At 72.5% G+C, this 14,293-nt stretch carries 16 protein-coding genes; 15 read left to right on the forward strand and 1 reads right to left on the reverse strand.

Going from position 1 to position 14,293, the window contains the following annotated elements; all coding sequences use genetic code 11:
- Window positions 1-158 precede the first annotated feature (158 nt).
- The 13 genes from PIJ49_RS15340 (at window position 159) to PIJ49_RS15400 (ending at window position 12,074) form a co-directional block, all read left to right on the forward strand.
- The gene (locus PIJ49_RS15340) at window positions 159-281 is read left to right on the forward strand and encodes a hypothetical protein (protein ID WP_271826999.1); all 123 of its coding nucleotides are present in this window, start codon (window positions 159-161) and stop codon (window positions 279-281) included.
- Window positions 282-304: 23 nt separating this feature from the next.
- Window positions 305-958, forward strand: a complete 654-nt coding sequence (locus PIJ49_RS15345; RefSeq protein ID WP_200884151.1) for a response regulator transcription factor — start codon at window positions 305-307, stop codon at window positions 956-958.
- A complete protein-coding gene (locus PIJ49_RS15350) occupies window positions 940-2,088 on the forward strand; it encodes a sensor histidine kinase (RefSeq protein ID WP_251154136.1) in 1,149 nt (382 codons plus the stop codon). Before PIJ49_RS15345 ends, PIJ49_RS15350 begins: the two co-directional genes overlap by 19 nt.
- A 47-nt stretch (window positions 2,089-2,135) precedes the next feature.
- Window positions 2,136-2,645 carry a hypothetical protein gene (locus PIJ49_RS15355; protein WP_251154135.1) on the forward strand — a complete coding sequence of 170 codons (510 nt, stop codon included), beginning with the start codon at window positions 2,136-2,138 and terminating at the stop codon, window positions 2,643-2,645.
- Window positions 2,646-2,688: 43 nt separating this feature from the next.
- The gene (locus PIJ49_RS15360) at window positions 2,689-3,168 is read left to right on the forward strand and encodes a hypothetical protein (RefSeq protein WP_251154134.1); all 480 of its coding nucleotides are present in this window, start codon (window positions 2,689-2,691) and stop codon (window positions 3,166-3,168) included.
- A complete protein-coding gene (locus PIJ49_RS15365; protein WP_251154133.1) occupies window positions 3,165-4,208 on the forward strand; it encodes an efflux RND transporter periplasmic adaptor subunit in 1,044 nt (347 codons plus the stop codon). The genes PIJ49_RS15360 and PIJ49_RS15365 overlap by 4 nt, the downstream gene beginning before the upstream one ends.
- Window positions 4,205-4,969 (forward strand): ABC transporter ATP-binding protein, encoded by a 765-nt coding sequence (locus tag PIJ49_RS15370; RefSeq protein ID WP_251154132.1) that lies wholly within the window; start codon window positions 4,205-4,207, stop codon window positions 4,967-4,969. Before PIJ49_RS15365 ends, PIJ49_RS15370 begins: the two co-directional genes overlap by 4 nt.
- A complete protein-coding gene (locus PIJ49_RS15375) occupies window positions 4,966-6,150 on the forward strand; it encodes an ABC transporter permease (RefSeq protein WP_251154131.1) in 1,185 nt (394 codons plus the stop codon). The genes PIJ49_RS15370 and PIJ49_RS15375 overlap by 4 nt, the downstream gene beginning before the upstream one ends.
- Before the next feature lie 91 nt (window positions 6,151-6,241).
- Window positions 6,242-6,796: a DUF2231 domain-containing protein gene (locus PIJ49_RS15380; protein ID WP_066652001.1), complete on the forward strand. Its 555-nt coding sequence runs from the start codon at window positions 6,242-6,244 to the stop codon at window positions 6,794-6,796.
- 149 nt (window positions 6,797-6,945) lie between these two features.
- Window positions 6,946-7,734, forward strand: a complete 789-nt coding sequence (locus tag PIJ49_RS15385; protein ID WP_066652003.1) for a DeoR/GlpR family DNA-binding transcription regulator — start codon at window positions 6,946-6,948, stop codon at window positions 7,732-7,734.
- Window positions 7,731-8,756, forward strand: coding sequence for a 1-phosphofructokinase family hexose kinase (locus PIJ49_RS15390; protein ID WP_066652005.1), 1,026 nt, complete (start codon window positions 7,731-7,733; stop codon window positions 8,754-8,756). The genes PIJ49_RS15385 and PIJ49_RS15390 overlap by 4 nt, the downstream gene beginning before the upstream one ends.
- Window positions 8,757-8,838: 82 nt before the next feature.
- Window positions 8,839-10,968 (forward strand): PTS fructose transporter subunit IIABC, encoded by a 2,130-nt coding sequence (locus PIJ49_RS15395; RefSeq protein WP_271827000.1) that lies wholly within the window; start codon window positions 8,839-8,841, stop codon window positions 10,966-10,968.
- Window positions 10,969-11,300: 332 nt separating this feature from the next.
- Window positions 11,301-12,074 (forward strand): DedA family protein, encoded by a 774-nt coding sequence (locus PIJ49_RS15400; protein ID WP_209684115.1) that lies wholly within the window; start codon window positions 11,301-11,303, stop codon window positions 12,072-12,074.
- A gap of 4 nt (window positions 12,075-12,078) precedes the next feature.
- Here the strand turns inward: PIJ49_RS15400 and PIJ49_RS15405 are convergent, their stop codons facing one another.
- Window positions 12,079-12,282: a hypervirulence associated TUDOR domain-containing protein gene (locus tag PIJ49_RS15405; protein WP_058729617.1), complete on the reverse strand. Its 204-nt coding sequence runs from the start codon at window positions 12,280-12,282 to the stop codon at window positions 12,079-12,081.
- Between the two features lie 200 nt (window positions 12,283-12,482).
- Between PIJ49_RS15405 and PIJ49_RS15410 the strand changes: the two genes are divergently transcribed.
- Both PIJ49_RS15410 and PIJ49_RS15415 read left to right on the forward strand, forming a co-directional pair.
- Window positions 12,483-13,535, forward strand: a complete 1,053-nt coding sequence (locus tag PIJ49_RS15410; protein WP_066652012.1) for a serine/threonine-protein kinase — start codon at window positions 12,483-12,485, stop codon at window positions 13,533-13,535.
- 64 nt (window positions 13,536-13,599) lie between these two features.
- Entirely contained in the window at window positions 13,600-14,223 is a 624-nt protein-coding gene (locus tag PIJ49_RS15415) for a phosphoribosylanthranilate isomerase (protein ID WP_066652014.1), read from the forward strand.
- The last annotated feature ends 70 nt before the right edge of the window (window positions 14,224-14,293 follow it).

Raw genomic sequence — 14,293 nt, forward strand, 5'->3', positions numbered from 1 at the left:
TGGTGTTTGTGGGGGGGGGGGGGGGGCCCCCGGGGGGGGGGGGGGGCGGGGGGGGGGGGGGGGCCCCCCCCCGCCCCCCCCCCCCCGGGCCTCCCGGTCGTTGCGTCGCCCCCGGCAGCGTTACGGCCGCGAAACAGTGCACGCGCGACGGTGGTCGCATGGAACCACAGACCGTCGAAACCGTCCCCCTGTTCATCACCCGATCCGCGGAGACGACCGAGTTCGTCGTGCGGTTCGACGAACGGCGGGGGACCGTCCACCTCGACTCAGCGGATTCATAGACATCGCATGTGAAATGTCGAATGTGCGTGTACTCGTGGTCGACGATGAGACCTCCCTGGCCGATCTCGTCGCGAAGGGACTCTGTCGCCAGGACATGGCCGTCGACGTCGCCCACCGGGGCGACGAGGCGGACGAACTCCTGTCGGTGAACGACTACGACGTCGTCGTGCTCGACCGCGACCTGCCGGGTCTGCACGGGGACGAGGTCGCGCGTCGACTCGCGGCGAGGGGTTCGCTGACCCGGATCCTCATGCTGACCGCCGCGACCACGCTGGCAGACCGCGTGCACGGGCTCGAACTCGGTGCGGACGACTACCTCGCGAAGCCGTTCGAGTACCCGGAGCTCGTCGCCAGGGTCCGTGCGCTCGGGCGGCGGAGCGTCGCGCCGGTCGCGCCGGTGCTCGAGCGGGACGGGATCGTCGTCGACTCGAACCGGCGCATCGCCACCCGCGACGGCCGACCGCTCGACCTGACGTCGAAGGAGCTCGGCGTGCTCGAGGTGCTGCTCCGCGCGGACGGTCGCATCGTCTCGTCCGAGGAGCTGCTCGAGAAGGTCTGGGACATGAACATCGACCCGTTCACGGCGGCCGTCCGGGTGACCCTGTCGAAGCTCCGCAAGAAGCTCGGGCCGCCGGACCCGATCCGGACCGTCCCGGGGTGCGGGTACGCACTGTGACGCGGCTCTGGAGCATCGGCGTCCGGACGACCGTCGGATTCGCGGTCTCCGCGATGGCCCTGACCACGGGCGTGCTCGTGTTCGTCGCGCTCGCGTCCCAGTGGTCGCTCCGCGCAGCCACCGAGTTCCGACCGACGGCGCTGTCCTCGGCCGCGACGCCGTCGGTCGGACGTGATCCGCACGTCGACCCCTCGGCGGTGCCCTCCGGTGCGGTCGCCTTCGTGCAGGTCGCCGCCGAGCAGCAGTGGCAGTGGTCGGCGGTCGGCATCGCCGTCGCGGGGGTGCTCGCCGGTCTGCTCGGCTGGGTCCTGAGCCGCCAGGTCCTGCGCCCGATCGACCGGATGGCGCGCACCGCCGACCGGATCTCGGCGTCGACCCTCCACGAACGCATCGCGCTCGACGGTCCCGACGACGAACTCCGCAGGCTCGCGCGCACGGTGGACGCCCTGCTCGACCGGCTCGAGGCGGCGTTCGCGAGCCAACGGCGGTTCGTGGCGCAGGCCGCGCACGAGTTGCGCACGCCGCTCGCGGTGCAGCGCGCGTCGGTGCAGATCGGGCTGCCCGACGACGCCACCCCCGCCGAGCTCGCGGCGGTCCGGGCGGAGCTCCTCGAGCAGAACCGTCGCACCGAGCACCTCGTCGACTCGCTCCTGGTGCTCGCCGAGGCGGAGCGCGGACTCGAGGACCGGTCGACGGCGGTCGACCTCGGTGCCGTCGCCCGTGACGTCGTCGCGCAGGCCGCCGGTGCTGCGCGTGACGCCGACGTCACGCTCGTCGTCGACGAGCAGGACGTGCCCCGCGGGCTGACCGGCGAACCGCTGCTCGTCCGGCAACTCGTCGGCAACCTGGTCGACAACGCGATCGAGTACAACGAACCGGGCGGCACGGTCCTCGTCCGCACAGGCGTGCACGGGGTGACGGTCGAGAACACCGGGGTGCTCGTCGACCCGGACGAGGTCCAGCACCTCACCGAGCCGTTCCGTCGCGGGGAGCACCCGGGCTCGAAGCGGCACAGCGGCCTCGGACTGTCGATCGTCGCCGCGATCGCGGACGCGCACGGCTGGTCGCTCCGGCTCGAGCCCCTGCCCGACGGCGGGCTCCGCGCCGTCGTCGGTGTTTCGTCGGTGTAATCGGCGGGCAGCCGTCCCCGAAACACCGCGTCCGGTGTCCTGGATGCATGAACCACACCACCACACCGCCTCGCCACCGGCTCCTCCGGTTCGCCGTCGTCGGTGCGCTCGTCCTGGCCGCACCGCTCGCACTCACCGCGTGCTCCGGATCGTCCGGATCGCCCGTGGAGGAGTCCTCCGCCTCCGGTGGTCTCGGCACGAAGTGGGGGTCGTGCATGCGCGACGCCGGCTTCGACGTCGAGGACCCGACGGACGAGACCGTCAGCACCGGCGCGGTCATCACGCCGCCCGGGGTCGACCAGGTCCGCTTCGCACAGGCCGCGCAGACGTGCGGTCGGCAGATCGGGGTCGGCGGCGCCAGCTCGGCCGAGAAGGACAAGTGGAAGCGCCAGTACGCAGCCGTCGACTCCTGCATCCGCGAGACCTACCCCGACGCTCCGGCCCAGGAGCCCGGGAGCCTCGACTACGGCGATCTCTCCCAGGACCCGGCGTTCCAACAGGCCTGGGACGACTGCATGGCGAAGCACGCGCCGGACACGCAGTCCGTCCAGCAGTGACCCTCCGCCGAGACCGATCGACCACGACCGTACGGAGCACGACATGACGACGACGACCATCCGAACCGGGATCGCAGCAGCGGTCCTCCTCCTGACCGGCGTCCTCGCCGGCTGCTCGTCCGCGGACGCGGGCGGTGCCACATCGGCCGCCACCCCACCTGCCGGCAGCACCGACCACGCGGTCGCGTCCTGCATGCGCGACGCCGGCTACGACGTCACCGACGAGGACTTCCGGTTCCTCCCCGCGAAGGGTGACACCGAGGGGCAGCAGGCCGCTCTCACGAAGTGCCTGCAGGAACACGACCCGGCGCAGGCCCGTGACATCGAGGCGAGCGAGAACGATCCGGAGGTCCGGGCGATCGCGGAGAAGGTCGGGAAGTGCATGCGCGCCGCCGGGTACGCCGACTACCCCGACGACGCACGGGACGCTGCCTCCTACGAGGCCCCGGCGGGTGACGCAGCCTTCGGCGACCGTCTCCTCACCTGCTACCAGGACGCGGGCGCAAAGGTGGCGACGAAGTGACCCCCGCCGCGAAGCGCGCGACGATCGCCAGCGCCTGCTTGGCGGCGGTGTTGGCCGCCGGGGTGGGGACGTGGGCGGTCGTCGGTGGCACCACGACGGAGTCCTCGGCTGCCGAGACCCGTCAGCAGCACGTGACGGCACCCGTCACGAAGGGCGACCTGACCGACTCGAAGGTCTTCGCCGGCACCCTCGGGTACGGCGCGTCCACCGGTGTGCCCGGTGCTGCGGCGGGCACGGTGACCTGGTTGCCCGAGCCGGGTCAGGTCATCGAACAGGACCAGCCGCTCTACGCCGTCGACGAGCGCCCGGTCCGGGCGATGTACGGATCGACACCGCTCTGGCGCTCGCTCGAGTACGGCCAGCGCGGCGCGGACGTCCGGCAGCTCAACGAGGACCTCGCCGCACTCGGCTACGACGTGGCGGTCGACGACCGGTTCGGCCGGCGCACCCTCGCCGCCGTGCAGCGCTGGCAGAAGGACCGCGGACTGACGGTGACGGGGACGGTGACGAAGGACGACATCGTGTTCGTCGACGGCCCGGTGCGCGTCGACTCGATCGCAGCGAAGCTCGGACAGCCGGTCGGCGGGGACGTCCTCGAGGTGACGAGCACGAAGCGCGTCGTGAACGCCTCGGTCCCTCAGGCGAACGCCCAGCGGTTGGCGGTCGGCACGAAGGTCCGCATCCGGATCAACGGCAGCGGTGACCCGATCGACGGCGAGGTCGTCGACGCAGAGGCAGCCCAGTCGGACACCGGCGGCAAGAGCGTCGACGCCACCATCGCGTTCGACGCCGGTGACCGCGAGGTCCCCGCCGCGGCCACCGTCCAGGTCGAGGCGCCGGGCCAGACCGAACGGGACGTGCTCTCCGTGCCGGTGCAGGCTCTCACCGCGACCGGGCGCTCCGGGGAGTACGCCGTCGACGTCGCCCGCCGGGACGGCACGACGAAGCGCGTCGCCGTCACGGTCGGACTCGTCGCCGACGGGCGGGCAGCGGTCACGGGAGACCTCCACGAGGGCGACGAGGTCGTGGTGCCCTCGTGAGGGCCACGCTCCTCGACGCCTCGTCGTCCGACGGTCCGGTGCACGCGGACCCGGTCGTGCACCTGCGGGGCGTGTCGAAGTCGTACGGTGACGTCCGGGCGCTCCACGACGTCTCGCTCGACGTCGCGGCGGGCGAACTCGTCGCGGTCGTCGGGCCGTCCGGCTCGGGCAAGTCGACGATGCTGAACACCATCGGCACGCTCGACCGCCCGACGTCGGGCAGCGTGGCCATCGCCGGGCACGACATCGGGGCGATGCGCGACGACGACCTCTCGCGGCTCCGCGCCGACCACATCGGCTTCGTGTTCCAGCACTTCCACCTGCAGGCCGGGGCGACCGCGACCGAGAACGTCGCGGACGGCCTCCTCTACGCGGGCGTCCCCCGACGGCTCCGGACGCGCCGTGCGGTCGACGCCCTGGGTCGCGTCGGGCTCGGCCACCGCGTCGACCACCGTCCGAACCAGCTGTCCGGTGGTGAGAAGCAGCGCGTCGCGATCGCCCGCGCCATCGTCGGCGATCCGACCATCCTGCTCGCCGACGAGCCGACCGGGGCGCTCGACAGTGCGTCCGGGCGGCGGATCCTCGCACTCCTCCGCGAACTGAACGACAGCGGTACGACGGTGCTCGTCATCACGCACGACCTCGCCCTGGCGGCGTCGCTGCCGCGGCAGGTGCGGATGCGCGACGGCTCGGTCGAAGCGGACTCCAGCACGTCCGACGCGGGGCTCCTCGACGAGGCCATCGCCGGGGTCGGACGATGAGCGCGCGGACGGTGGGAGCCGGTGACCTGCTCCGCCTCGGGGTCTTCGGGCTCCGCACCCGGCCGGGGCGCGTGGTGCTCTCGGCCCTCGGCATCGCGATCGGCATCGCCGCGATGATCGCCGTCGTCGGCATCTCGTCGTCGAGCAAGGCCGCACTCGACCGTGTCCTGGACGCGCTGGGCACGAACGTCCTGACCGTGACGAAGTCGGAGGGCTTCGGGGACGTCCCGCCCCTGCCGACCACGGCCGTCGCGTCGGCGCTGCGACAGCCCGTCGTGCAGGAAGCGGCAGCCGTCGGCGAGGCGAAGGACGGACGCGTCCACCGCAGCCCGTTCGTGCCGGCGGCGGAGTCGAAGGGCATCGGGGTGATGGCGGTCTGGGGTGACGTGCCGTCGCTGCTCGGCGGCTCGTTGACCGCAGGTCGGTGGGTCGACCCGTCGCCGCACGCACCGGCGCAGGTGGTCCTCGGCGCGGTCGCGGCCCGGAACCTCGGGATCGACGAGGTGCGCCCCGACTCGAAGGTGTGGATCGGCGGACAATGGGTGCAGGTCGTCGGCATCCTCGCACCGCTGCAGCTCGCCGAGGACCTGGACAACCAGGTGTTCGTTCCGCAGGACCTCGCCGCGTCGCTCGGCTTCGACGGCCACCCGTCTGCCGTCTACACCCGGGTCGATCCGGAGCGCGTCGCACAGGCCCGGGACGTCCTCGCCGATGCCATCCGTCCGGACGCGCCGCAGGAGGTCGGCGTCACCCGCCCGTCCGACGCCCTCGCGGCGAAGAACGCGACGGACGACTCGTTCACCGGGCTCCTGGTCGGGATCGGTGGGGTCGCCCTGCTCGTGGGCGGGATCGGTGTCGCGAACACGATGGTGATCACGGTCCTCGAACGACGGGCAGAAGTGGGTGTCCGGCGTGCACTCGGCGCCCGACGGCGGAACATCCGCGACCAGTTCCTGGTGGAGTCGCTGCTGCTCTCCTTCCTCGGCGGTGTCGCTGGGGTGGTCATCGGGCTGGGCGTCACGATCGCCTTCGCGCTCGCGCAGGGGTGGCCGGTGGCGATCCCGCTGTGGGCGGTCGGGGGCGGACTCGCCGCGACCGTGGTGATCGGCGGCGTCTCGGGTCTGTACCCGGCGGCCCGCGCCGCACGCATCCCGCCCACCTCGGCGCTCGCAGCGGTCTGACCGGTCGCGTGGTCCGCCGGGCGCACCGGTCGGGAAACCCGGTGCCGGTTCCTGGAACCGACACCGGGCCCGGCGGCCTAGCGTCCAGGGCATGCCAGAGCTGCCGATCATCCGTCGCCTCACCGACTCCATCGAGCACGCCAGCGTGCTCGACAAGGCCGTCGACCTCGACACGCGCGTCGTCCGCGCGGTCGCGAAGCCGAAGGCCCTGCGGCAGCTGCTGCACGGCGTGCCGTTCGGACACCCCCTGCACCCGCTGATGGTGCAGGTGCCACTCGGCGCCTGGATCTCGGCAGCCGTCCTCGACCTGATCGGCGGGAAGGGCAACGCGCGCGCGGCGCAGACGCTGACCGGGGTCGGGATCGCATCGGCGGGCAGTGCGTCGATCGCCGGCTACGTCGACTGGGCGGAGCTCTCGCTCGAGCAGCGCCGGACCGGGTGGGTGCACCAGGCGGTGAACTGGGTCGGCATCACGTTCTTCGGCCTGTCGTGGTGGCAGCGACGGAAGGGCAACACCGCGGCAGGCAAGGCGCTCGGCGTCGTCGGGCTCACCGTCGTGAGCGTCGGCGGGTACCTCGGCGGACACCTGTCCTACCGGCAGCGTGCCGGGGTGGGGTCGAGCGACCGGGTCCCCTTCGACGACTGACGCTCCATTCGGCCTCCACAGGAACGCCCGATCTGCACCGGCAGGTCGGGCGTTCCTTCGTTCGTGTTGGTTCTGCCGCGAAACAGTTGCGTTCGTGTTGCTTTCGGACGTACAGTTCCTCGAACCAACGAGAACGAAGGAGTTCCGGCATGTACGCAACCGAGCGGCAGGACGCCATCGCCGCCACGCTGCAGTCGGCCGGGCGGGTGTCCGTCGCCGACCTCGCCGAGCACTTCGACGTCACGACCGAGACCGTGCGCCGCGACCTCGACGCACTCGAGACCGCCGGTGTCCTGCGCCGGGTGCACGGGGGAGCGGTCCCCGTCGGACGCTCCAGCGTGGTCGAGCTCTCCGTCGCCGAGCGCGAGGGGCAGCACGGCACCGCGAAGACGGCGATCGCCCGCGCCGCGATGCGCCTGGTGCCGTCGTCGTTCACCGGGTCCATCGCCCTCGACGCCGGCACCACCTGCGCCGCCGTCGCCGCCGAGCTGGTCCGCTGGGAGCCCGCGACCCCCGGAGCCACCCTGACCGTCGTCACGAACTCGGTCCCGATCGCCGCCACCCTGCAGCACAGCGAGCACGTCGAGCTGCACCTGCTCGGCGGGCGGGTGCGCGGGCTGACGAGCGCGGCCGTCGGCACGGCCACCGTCGAGCAGATCGCGGCGCTCCGCCCGGACATCGCGTTCGTCGGCACGAACGGCCTGTCCGCCGGCTTCGGGCTGAGCACGCCCGACGAGTACGAGGCCGGGGTCAAGGGCGCCTACGTCCTCGCGGCGCGACGGAGCGTCGTCCTCGCCGACGCCGCCAAGCACGGCGTCGAGGCGCTCATGCGCTTCGCCCGACTCGACGAGGTCGACACCCTCGTCACCGACCAGGAGCCCCCGGCGGACCTCGCCGGTGCGCTCGCCGACGCCGACGTGGAGGTCGTGGTCGCATGAACCAGCAGGAGCACACCGTGCACCCCAGCACCCGGATCGTCACCGTGACGCCGAACCCGTCCCTCGACCGCACGATCGAGCTGGGCGGCGAGCTGCAGCGCGGCGCTGTGCAGCGGGCCGTCCGGACCACGGCCGAGCCGGGCGGCAAGGGCGTCAACGTCTCCCGGGTCGTCGTCGCGAGCGGCGGGGACACCCTCGCGGTCCTGCCCGGCGACGAGCTCGACCCCGTCCTGCTCGGCCTGGCGACCCGGGGCATCCCGACCGCCGCACTGCCGATCGGTGCCCCGCTCCGCTCGAACGTCACCGTCACCGAGCCGACCGGCACGACGACGAAGCTCAACGAGCCCGGGCCCTCGCTCGCGGGTCGTCTCGAGGACCTCGCCGCGCTCGTCGCCGACGCCGCCGGACCGACCCCGACCGGGCCGTCCGCCCGCTGGGTGGTGTTCGCCGGGTCCCTGCCGCCGGGCCTGCCCGACGACGCGCTCGCCGTGCTCGTCCGTGCCGTGCGCGAGCGCCACGGCGACGACGTCCGGGTCGCGGTCGACTCGTCGGGCATCCCGTTCACCGCGCTGCTGCAGTCGGGGGAGCGGATCGACCTGGTCAAGCCGAACGCGGAGGAACTCGCCGAGGTCGTCGGCGGTGACCCCGAGGTCTACGAGCAGGACCTCGAGGCAGCCGTCGCCGCCGCCCACCGGCTGCGCGAGAAGCACGTCGACACCGTGCTGCTCACACTCGGCAGCGCCGGCGCCGTCCTCGTCTCCGGCGAGGGCAGCCACGTCGCCGCCGCACCCCGCATCGTCGCCCGCTCGACGGTCGGTGCCGGTGACTCGTCCCTCGCGGGCTACCTGCTCGCCGAAGTCGCCGGAGCCTCGGCGTCCGAGCGCCTCGCCCAGGCCGTCGCCACGGGGGCCGCTGCCGCGGCACTGCCCGGGAGCGACGTGCCCGCCCTCGACCACACCGACCCCGGCAGCGTGACGGTCCGGACCCTGCACACGACGCAGGTCCCGGCGCCGATCGCCTGACCGATCCCGCAGCACCACCCCGCAGCACCACCCCGAACCAGCACTGCCCGCGCCCCCGGCGCCACTGCAAAGGAGCAACCCCATGTCCGCAGACACGACGCAGCGCCTCATCAGCGCCGAGCTCGTCGGCCTCGACGAGGACCTCGGCGCGACGTCGTCCGACGTCATCCGCGTGCTCGCCGACCGCGTCGCCGCGACCGGCCGCGCGGCCGACGGCGCCACCCTGGCCGAGGACGCCATCAAGCGCGAGGCGAGCGTCGGCACCGGTGTGCCCGGCGGCATCGCGATCCCGCACGCCCGGTCGGCCTCGGTGTCGAGCCCGACCCTGGCGTTCTCGCGCCTGGCCCGGAAGGTGCCGTTCGGTGCGCCGGACGGGGACGCCGACGTCGTCTTCATGATCGCCGTGCCCGAGGGAGCCGACAAGGACCACCTCACCGTCCTGTCGACCCTGGCCCGCGCCCTCATCCGCGACGACTTCACCGCAGCCCTCCGCGCCGCCTCGACCCCGCAGGAGGTCGTCGACCTGGTGCAGCGTGAAGTGGGCGGCGAGGTCGCCGCAGCCGGTGTCGGGAACGGGAGCAGTGCCTCCCGTCCGACCACGTCGCAGCCCGCGCAGGCCGCAGCAGCCGGCGGCGCGACCGGCGGCGCCACCGGTGCACGCAAGGTCATCGTCGGCGTCACCGCGTGCCCGACCGGCATCGCGCACACCTACATGGCCGCCGACGCCCTCGTCGCCGCCGCGGAGCGCGCCGGAGCCGAGATGCACGTCGAGACGCAGGGCTCCTCGCAGGTCGAGCCGCTCGACCCCGCGCTCATCGCCCGCGCCGACGCCGTCGTGTTCGCGGTCGACGTGGACGTCCGTGACCGCAGCCGCTTCGCCGGCAAGCCGCTCGTGTCCGGGCCGGTCAAGCGCGGCGTCGACGAGCCCGACGCGATGATCGCCGAGGCCATCCGCGCCGCCGACGACCCGAACGCCGCGCGCGTCCAGGGCGGTGCCGCGACCGCATCCGAGTCGAACAAGGCCGACGAGCACTTCGGGCAGGCGCTGAAGCGCTGGCTGCTCACCGGTGTGAGCTACATGATCCCGTTCGTCGCGGGCGGCGGTCTCCTCATCGCCCTCGGCTTCCTGCTCTCCGGCTACGCCATCGCGCTCCCGCACGGCGACTCCGGCCAGAACAACGCCGTCTACACGCTGACGAACTCCACGCTCCTCAACCTGCCGCCGGAGGGCCTCGGCTACTACCTCGGTGCAGCGGCCTTCCAGATCGGCGGGGTGTCCCTCGGGTTCCTCGTCGCCGCCCTGGCCGGGTACATCGCCTACGCCATCGCCGACCGCCCGGGCATCGCGCCGGGCTTCGTCGCCGGGTCGATCGCGGTGTTCATGAACGCCGGCTTCCTCGGCGGGCTCGTCGGTGGTCTCATCGCCGGTGCCGCCGCGTACTGGATCGGCCGCATCCCGACCTGGCGCTGGCTCCGTGGCCTCATGCCGGTGGTGATCATCCCGCTGTTCGCGTCGATCATCGCCTCGGGCCTCATGCTCCTCGTGCTCGGTGGCCCGATCGCCTGGCTGATGACCCAGCTGACCGGGTTCCTCAACTCGCTCTCCGGCGCCTCGGCGATCCTGCTCGGCATCATCCTCGGCCTGATGATGGCGTTCGACCTCGGCGGCCCGGTCAACAAGGTGGCCTACGCGTTCGCCGTCGCCGGCCTCGGTGCGGGCACCGCCACGAACGTGGTGCCGTTCGAGATCATGGCGGCCGTGATGGCAGCCGGCATGGTCCCGCCGCTGGCCCTGGCGCTCGCCTCGACCGTGCTGTACCGCAAGGGCTTCACGAAGCCGGAGCGCGAGAACGGCAAGGCGGCCTGGCTGCTCGGTGCGTCCTTCATCTCCGAGGGGGCGATCCCGTTCGCCGCGGCCGACCCGCTGCGCGTCATCCCCGCCTCGATGATCGGTGCCGCGGTCACGGGTGCGATCTCGATGGCGGCCGGCGTGACGTCGCGTGCCCCGCACGGTGGCATCTTCGTCTTCTTCGCCATCGGCGACGTCCTGATGTTCATCGTCGCGATCCTGGCGGGCACGGTCGTCTCCGCGCTGGTCCTGGTCGGGCTGAAGAAGTGGGTGCGCAAGTCGCCCGCCGCCGACTCCGTGGCCGCTGAGCAGGCAGCGGTGGCCGGCGGGACGGTCGGGCAGCGCGCGCCGGCCGCCGTGTAGCGGGCGTCACCACCTGACGGACGGGAGGCCCGTGGCGGAGCCGCCACGGGCCTCCCGTCCGTCGTCCTGCGGCTCGCACCGCGGGGTCGTGCCGGGTCGCGTCGCCGGGCCGCGAGACGCCGGCGTCTCCGCGAGACGCCGCCCCGCCGCCGAGACGCCGCGGGATCCGGGGGAGTCTCAGCGGGGACGAGGCGTCTCGGTCCGACGCCGGCGTCTCGGGAGCGGCACCGATGACGGCGAGACGCCGGCGTCTCCGCGAGACGCCGGCGTCCGGCGCGTGCGCGGGCAGGAGCGCACCGTGATCTGTCAGGACGCTCAAGGAGACTCGGGGCATGACGACCGCCCTCACGCTGCCGCCGACCCTGCCCGTGACGACCACCGCCGCGGGCTCCCGGCCGGAGGGCACCGAGGACCTCGGTGGCCTGTCGGGCTTCGTGCTCCAGCTCATCGACGCGCTGGGGGAGTGGGGCGTCGCGCTGATGCTCTTCGTCGAGACGGTGTTCCCGCCGATCCCGTCCGAGGTGATCCTGCCCCTCGCGGGGTTCCTGGCGGGAGCCGGGCAGATGAACCTCGTCCTCGTCCTGGTGCTGGCGACGCTCGGGTCGTACCTCGGTGCACTCGTGCTCTACTGGCTCGGCGCGGTGATCGGGTTCGAACGGACCGTCCGGCTGCTGGGACGACTGCCGCTCGTCGACGAGGACGACTTCCGCAAGGCCGCCGACTGGTTCCACCGGCACGGCAAGAGCGCGGTCTTCTTCGGCCGCTTCGTGCCGATCGTCCGCAGCCTGATCTCGCTGCCCGCCGGCGCCGACCGGATGCACCTCGTGCCGTTCTCGGTCTTCACGATCATCGCCAGCGGCATCTGGAACAGTGCGCTCGTGCTGCTCGGGGCCGCGTTCGGCACGCAGTACGACAAGGTCGAGCAGTACACCGAGTGGATCGACCGCGTGCTCTACGTGGCGATCGCGGTCGTCGTCGTGACGTTCGTGGTCCGGCGCATCCGCCGCGTCCGTGCCGAGCGGGCCGAGCAGCGTGCGGCGGCGCAGGACGGCGCGACGACCGGAGCCGCCCGCGGACGCCGCCGTGCGACGCCCGCGAACGACTGACCGGTCACTTCTTCGTGAGGGCCGACTCCTTGTGGGCGGCCTTGTTGCCGGACTTCTCCGACTCGATGATCCAGTACGGGTCGTCGTCCGTCGGCTTGAAGTCCTGACCGTCGAACGTGAAGTCCTTCGTCTTCTTCTCGACGAGCTTGCCGGTCGTCTTGCCCTGCGAGGTGTTCCAGTGCACCTCGTCGCCCTTCGACAGCGCCACGATGTCCTCCTTGCGTAGTGGGTGTGGTTCCGTGACTCCGGACCGTACCCCCGCAGATCCGCGGATCCACGGGCATCTGTCCCCCATCACGATGTCGTAACGCCCCTGCGGGATCGAGGTGGGACGCGTACCGTTGACGGCGAGTCAGTTCGCGGCGTGTGCCGCGGTCCCCGATGGCTCCAGACGGAACGACGTGCACCATGACCCTGGTCGACAGCGCACGAGCCGACACGGTCCTCTCCGGCCGCTACCGGCTCGTCAAGCTCATCGGTACCGGTGGCATGGGGTCCGTGTACGAGGCCCGCGACGAGCACACCTACCGGCTCGTCGCCGTGAAGCTGTTCGCGACACCGGACTCGATGACCACGGCCGACCGCGTCCGTCAGGAACGCGAGATCCGCCTGCTCAGCATGCTCTCGCACCCGGGCCTCGTCCCGCTCTACGACGCCGGGACCCACGAGTTCGAGGACGGCCCGCACCGCTTCATCGTGATGGAGCTCATCGCCGACACGACGCTGCTCCGTCGGCTCGCCGGCGGTGCGCTGCACAACTACGAGGTCGCCGACCTCGGCGCACAGCTCGCCGACGCCCTGGCCTACGTGCACTCGCGCGGCATCGTGCACCGTGACGTCAAGCCGGCGAACATCCTCATCAACGACGAGGGCGCATCCGGCTTCGTCCGCTCGGTCAAGCTCACCGACTTCGGCGTCGCCCACTTCGTCGACGGCTCCCGCCTGACGAACGACGGCACGATCATCGGCACCGCCGCGTACCTCAGCCCGGAACAGGTGGCCGGTGAGCCGATCGGCTTCGCGACCGACGTGTACTCGCTCGGTCTGGTGCTGCTCGAGTCGCTGACCGGCAAGCAGGAGTACTCCGGCACCCTCATCGAGGCGGCCCTCGCGCGGCTCCGCAACGACCCGCAGGTCCCCGCGGAAGTGGGTGTCGAGTGGAAGGACCTGCTCGCCAAGATGACGCACCGCGACCCGGCGAAGCGCCCGACGGCCGTGGCCGTCGCGAACGCGTTGCGCGGCGGGTCGACGCAGATCACCGGTCCCGTGCCGCTCGGGCCGGACCGCACGAAGCACAAGCGTGACCACAAGCTGCACCGCGCGGCGCACAAGCACGCGAAGCGCGGGACCTTCACGGCGGTGCGCCGCTGGCGTCGCCGGAACGTGCTCGTCGGCTCGTTCGCCACGTTCGGTGTGCTCGCCGCGTGTGCGGCAGCGTACGTCGCGGGCACGCTGCACTGAGCGGGTTCGTCCGCAGCGCAGATCGAGGGCATCGTCCGACGGTCCGCCCTGGCAGGATGGGACCATGACCGACCAGCGCTGGATCAAGATCTGCGGCCTGTCGACGCCCGAGACCGTGGACGCCGCCGTGGACGCCGGTGCGGACGCGGTCGGGTTCGTGTTCGCCGCCGGCAGCCCCCGCACCGTGACGGCCGACCTGGCCAAGGAACTCGTCGAGCGGGTGCCCGACGGCATCGACGCCGTCGGGGTCTTCCGTGACCAGCCGATCGACGAGGTCGTGGGCATCGCGTCCGAGGTCGGGCTCACCACCCTGCAGCTGCACGGCCGCGAGTCGGCCAGCGACTTCGCCCGTGCCCGCGACGCGGGCTTCTTCACCATCCGCGCGGTGTCCGCCGACGACTACCTGCGCGAGACCGCCGAGCAGCGCGCGGCGTTCGACCACGACCTGCTGCTGCTCGACGCCGCGGTGCCCGGCAGCGGCACGCTGGTCGACCCGGCGACGCTCGCCGATCGGGTCGACGAGGCCTGGATCCTCGCGGGCGGTCTGACGCCCGCGAACGTCGTCGCCGCCGTGCAGGCGCTCGACCCGGACGGCGTCGACGTCTCGAGCGGCGTCGAGTCGGAGCGTGGCGTCAAGGACGCCGCGAAGATCCGCTCCTTCGTCGAGGCGGTCCGCAGCATCCCCTGACCGTGGGTGACGTCGCGCCTGACGCCACCACGGGGCGGACGGGAGGCCCGGTGCCAGCTGGCACCGGGCC

This window comes from Curtobacterium uvaldense, assembly GCF_028307415.1.
Taxonomy (GTDB): domain Bacteria; phylum Actinomycetota; class Actinomycetes; order Actinomycetales; family Microbacteriaceae; genus Curtobacterium.

Coding starts and splice junctions, on each gene's coding strand:
- PIJ49_RS15340 (WP_271826999.1), top strand. CDS start 159: ATGGAACCACAGACCGTCGAAACCGTCCCCCTGTTCATCACCCGATCC.
- PIJ49_RS15355 (WP_251154135.1), top strand. CDS start 2,136: ATGAACCACACCACCACACCGCCTCGCCACCGGCTCCTCCGGTTCGCC.
- PIJ49_RS15360 (WP_251154134.1), top strand. CDS start 2,689: ATGACGACGACGACCATCCGAACCGGGATCGCAGCAGCGGTCCTCCTC.
- PIJ49_RS15375 (WP_251154131.1), top strand. CDS start 4,966: ATGAGCGCGCGGACGGTGGGAGCCGGTGACCTGCTCCGCCTCGGGGTC.
- PIJ49_RS15380 (WP_066652001.1), top strand. CDS start 6,242: ATGCCAGAGCTGCCGATCATCCGTCGCCTCACCGACTCCATCGAGCAC.
- PIJ49_RS15385 (WP_066652003.1), top strand. CDS start 6,946: ATGTACGCAACCGAGCGGCAGGACGCCATCGCCGCCACGCTGCAGTCG.
- PIJ49_RS15390 (WP_066652005.1), top strand. CDS start 7,731: ATGAACCAGCAGGAGCACACCGTGCACCCCAGCACCCGGATCGTCACC.
- PIJ49_RS15395 (WP_271827000.1), top strand. CDS start 8,839: ATGTCCGCAGACACGACGCAGCGCCTCATCAGCGCCGAGCTCGTCGGC.
- PIJ49_RS15400 (WP_209684115.1), top strand. CDS start 11,301: ATGACGACCGCCCTCACGCTGCCGCCGACCCTGCCCGTGACGACCACC.
- PIJ49_RS15410 (WP_066652012.1), top strand. CDS start 12,483: ATGACCCTGGTCGACAGCGCACGAGCCGACACGGTCCTCTCCGGCCGC.
- PIJ49_RS15415 (WP_066652014.1), top strand. CDS start 13,600: ATGACCGACCAGCGCTGGATCAAGATCTGCGGCCTGTCGACGCCCGAG.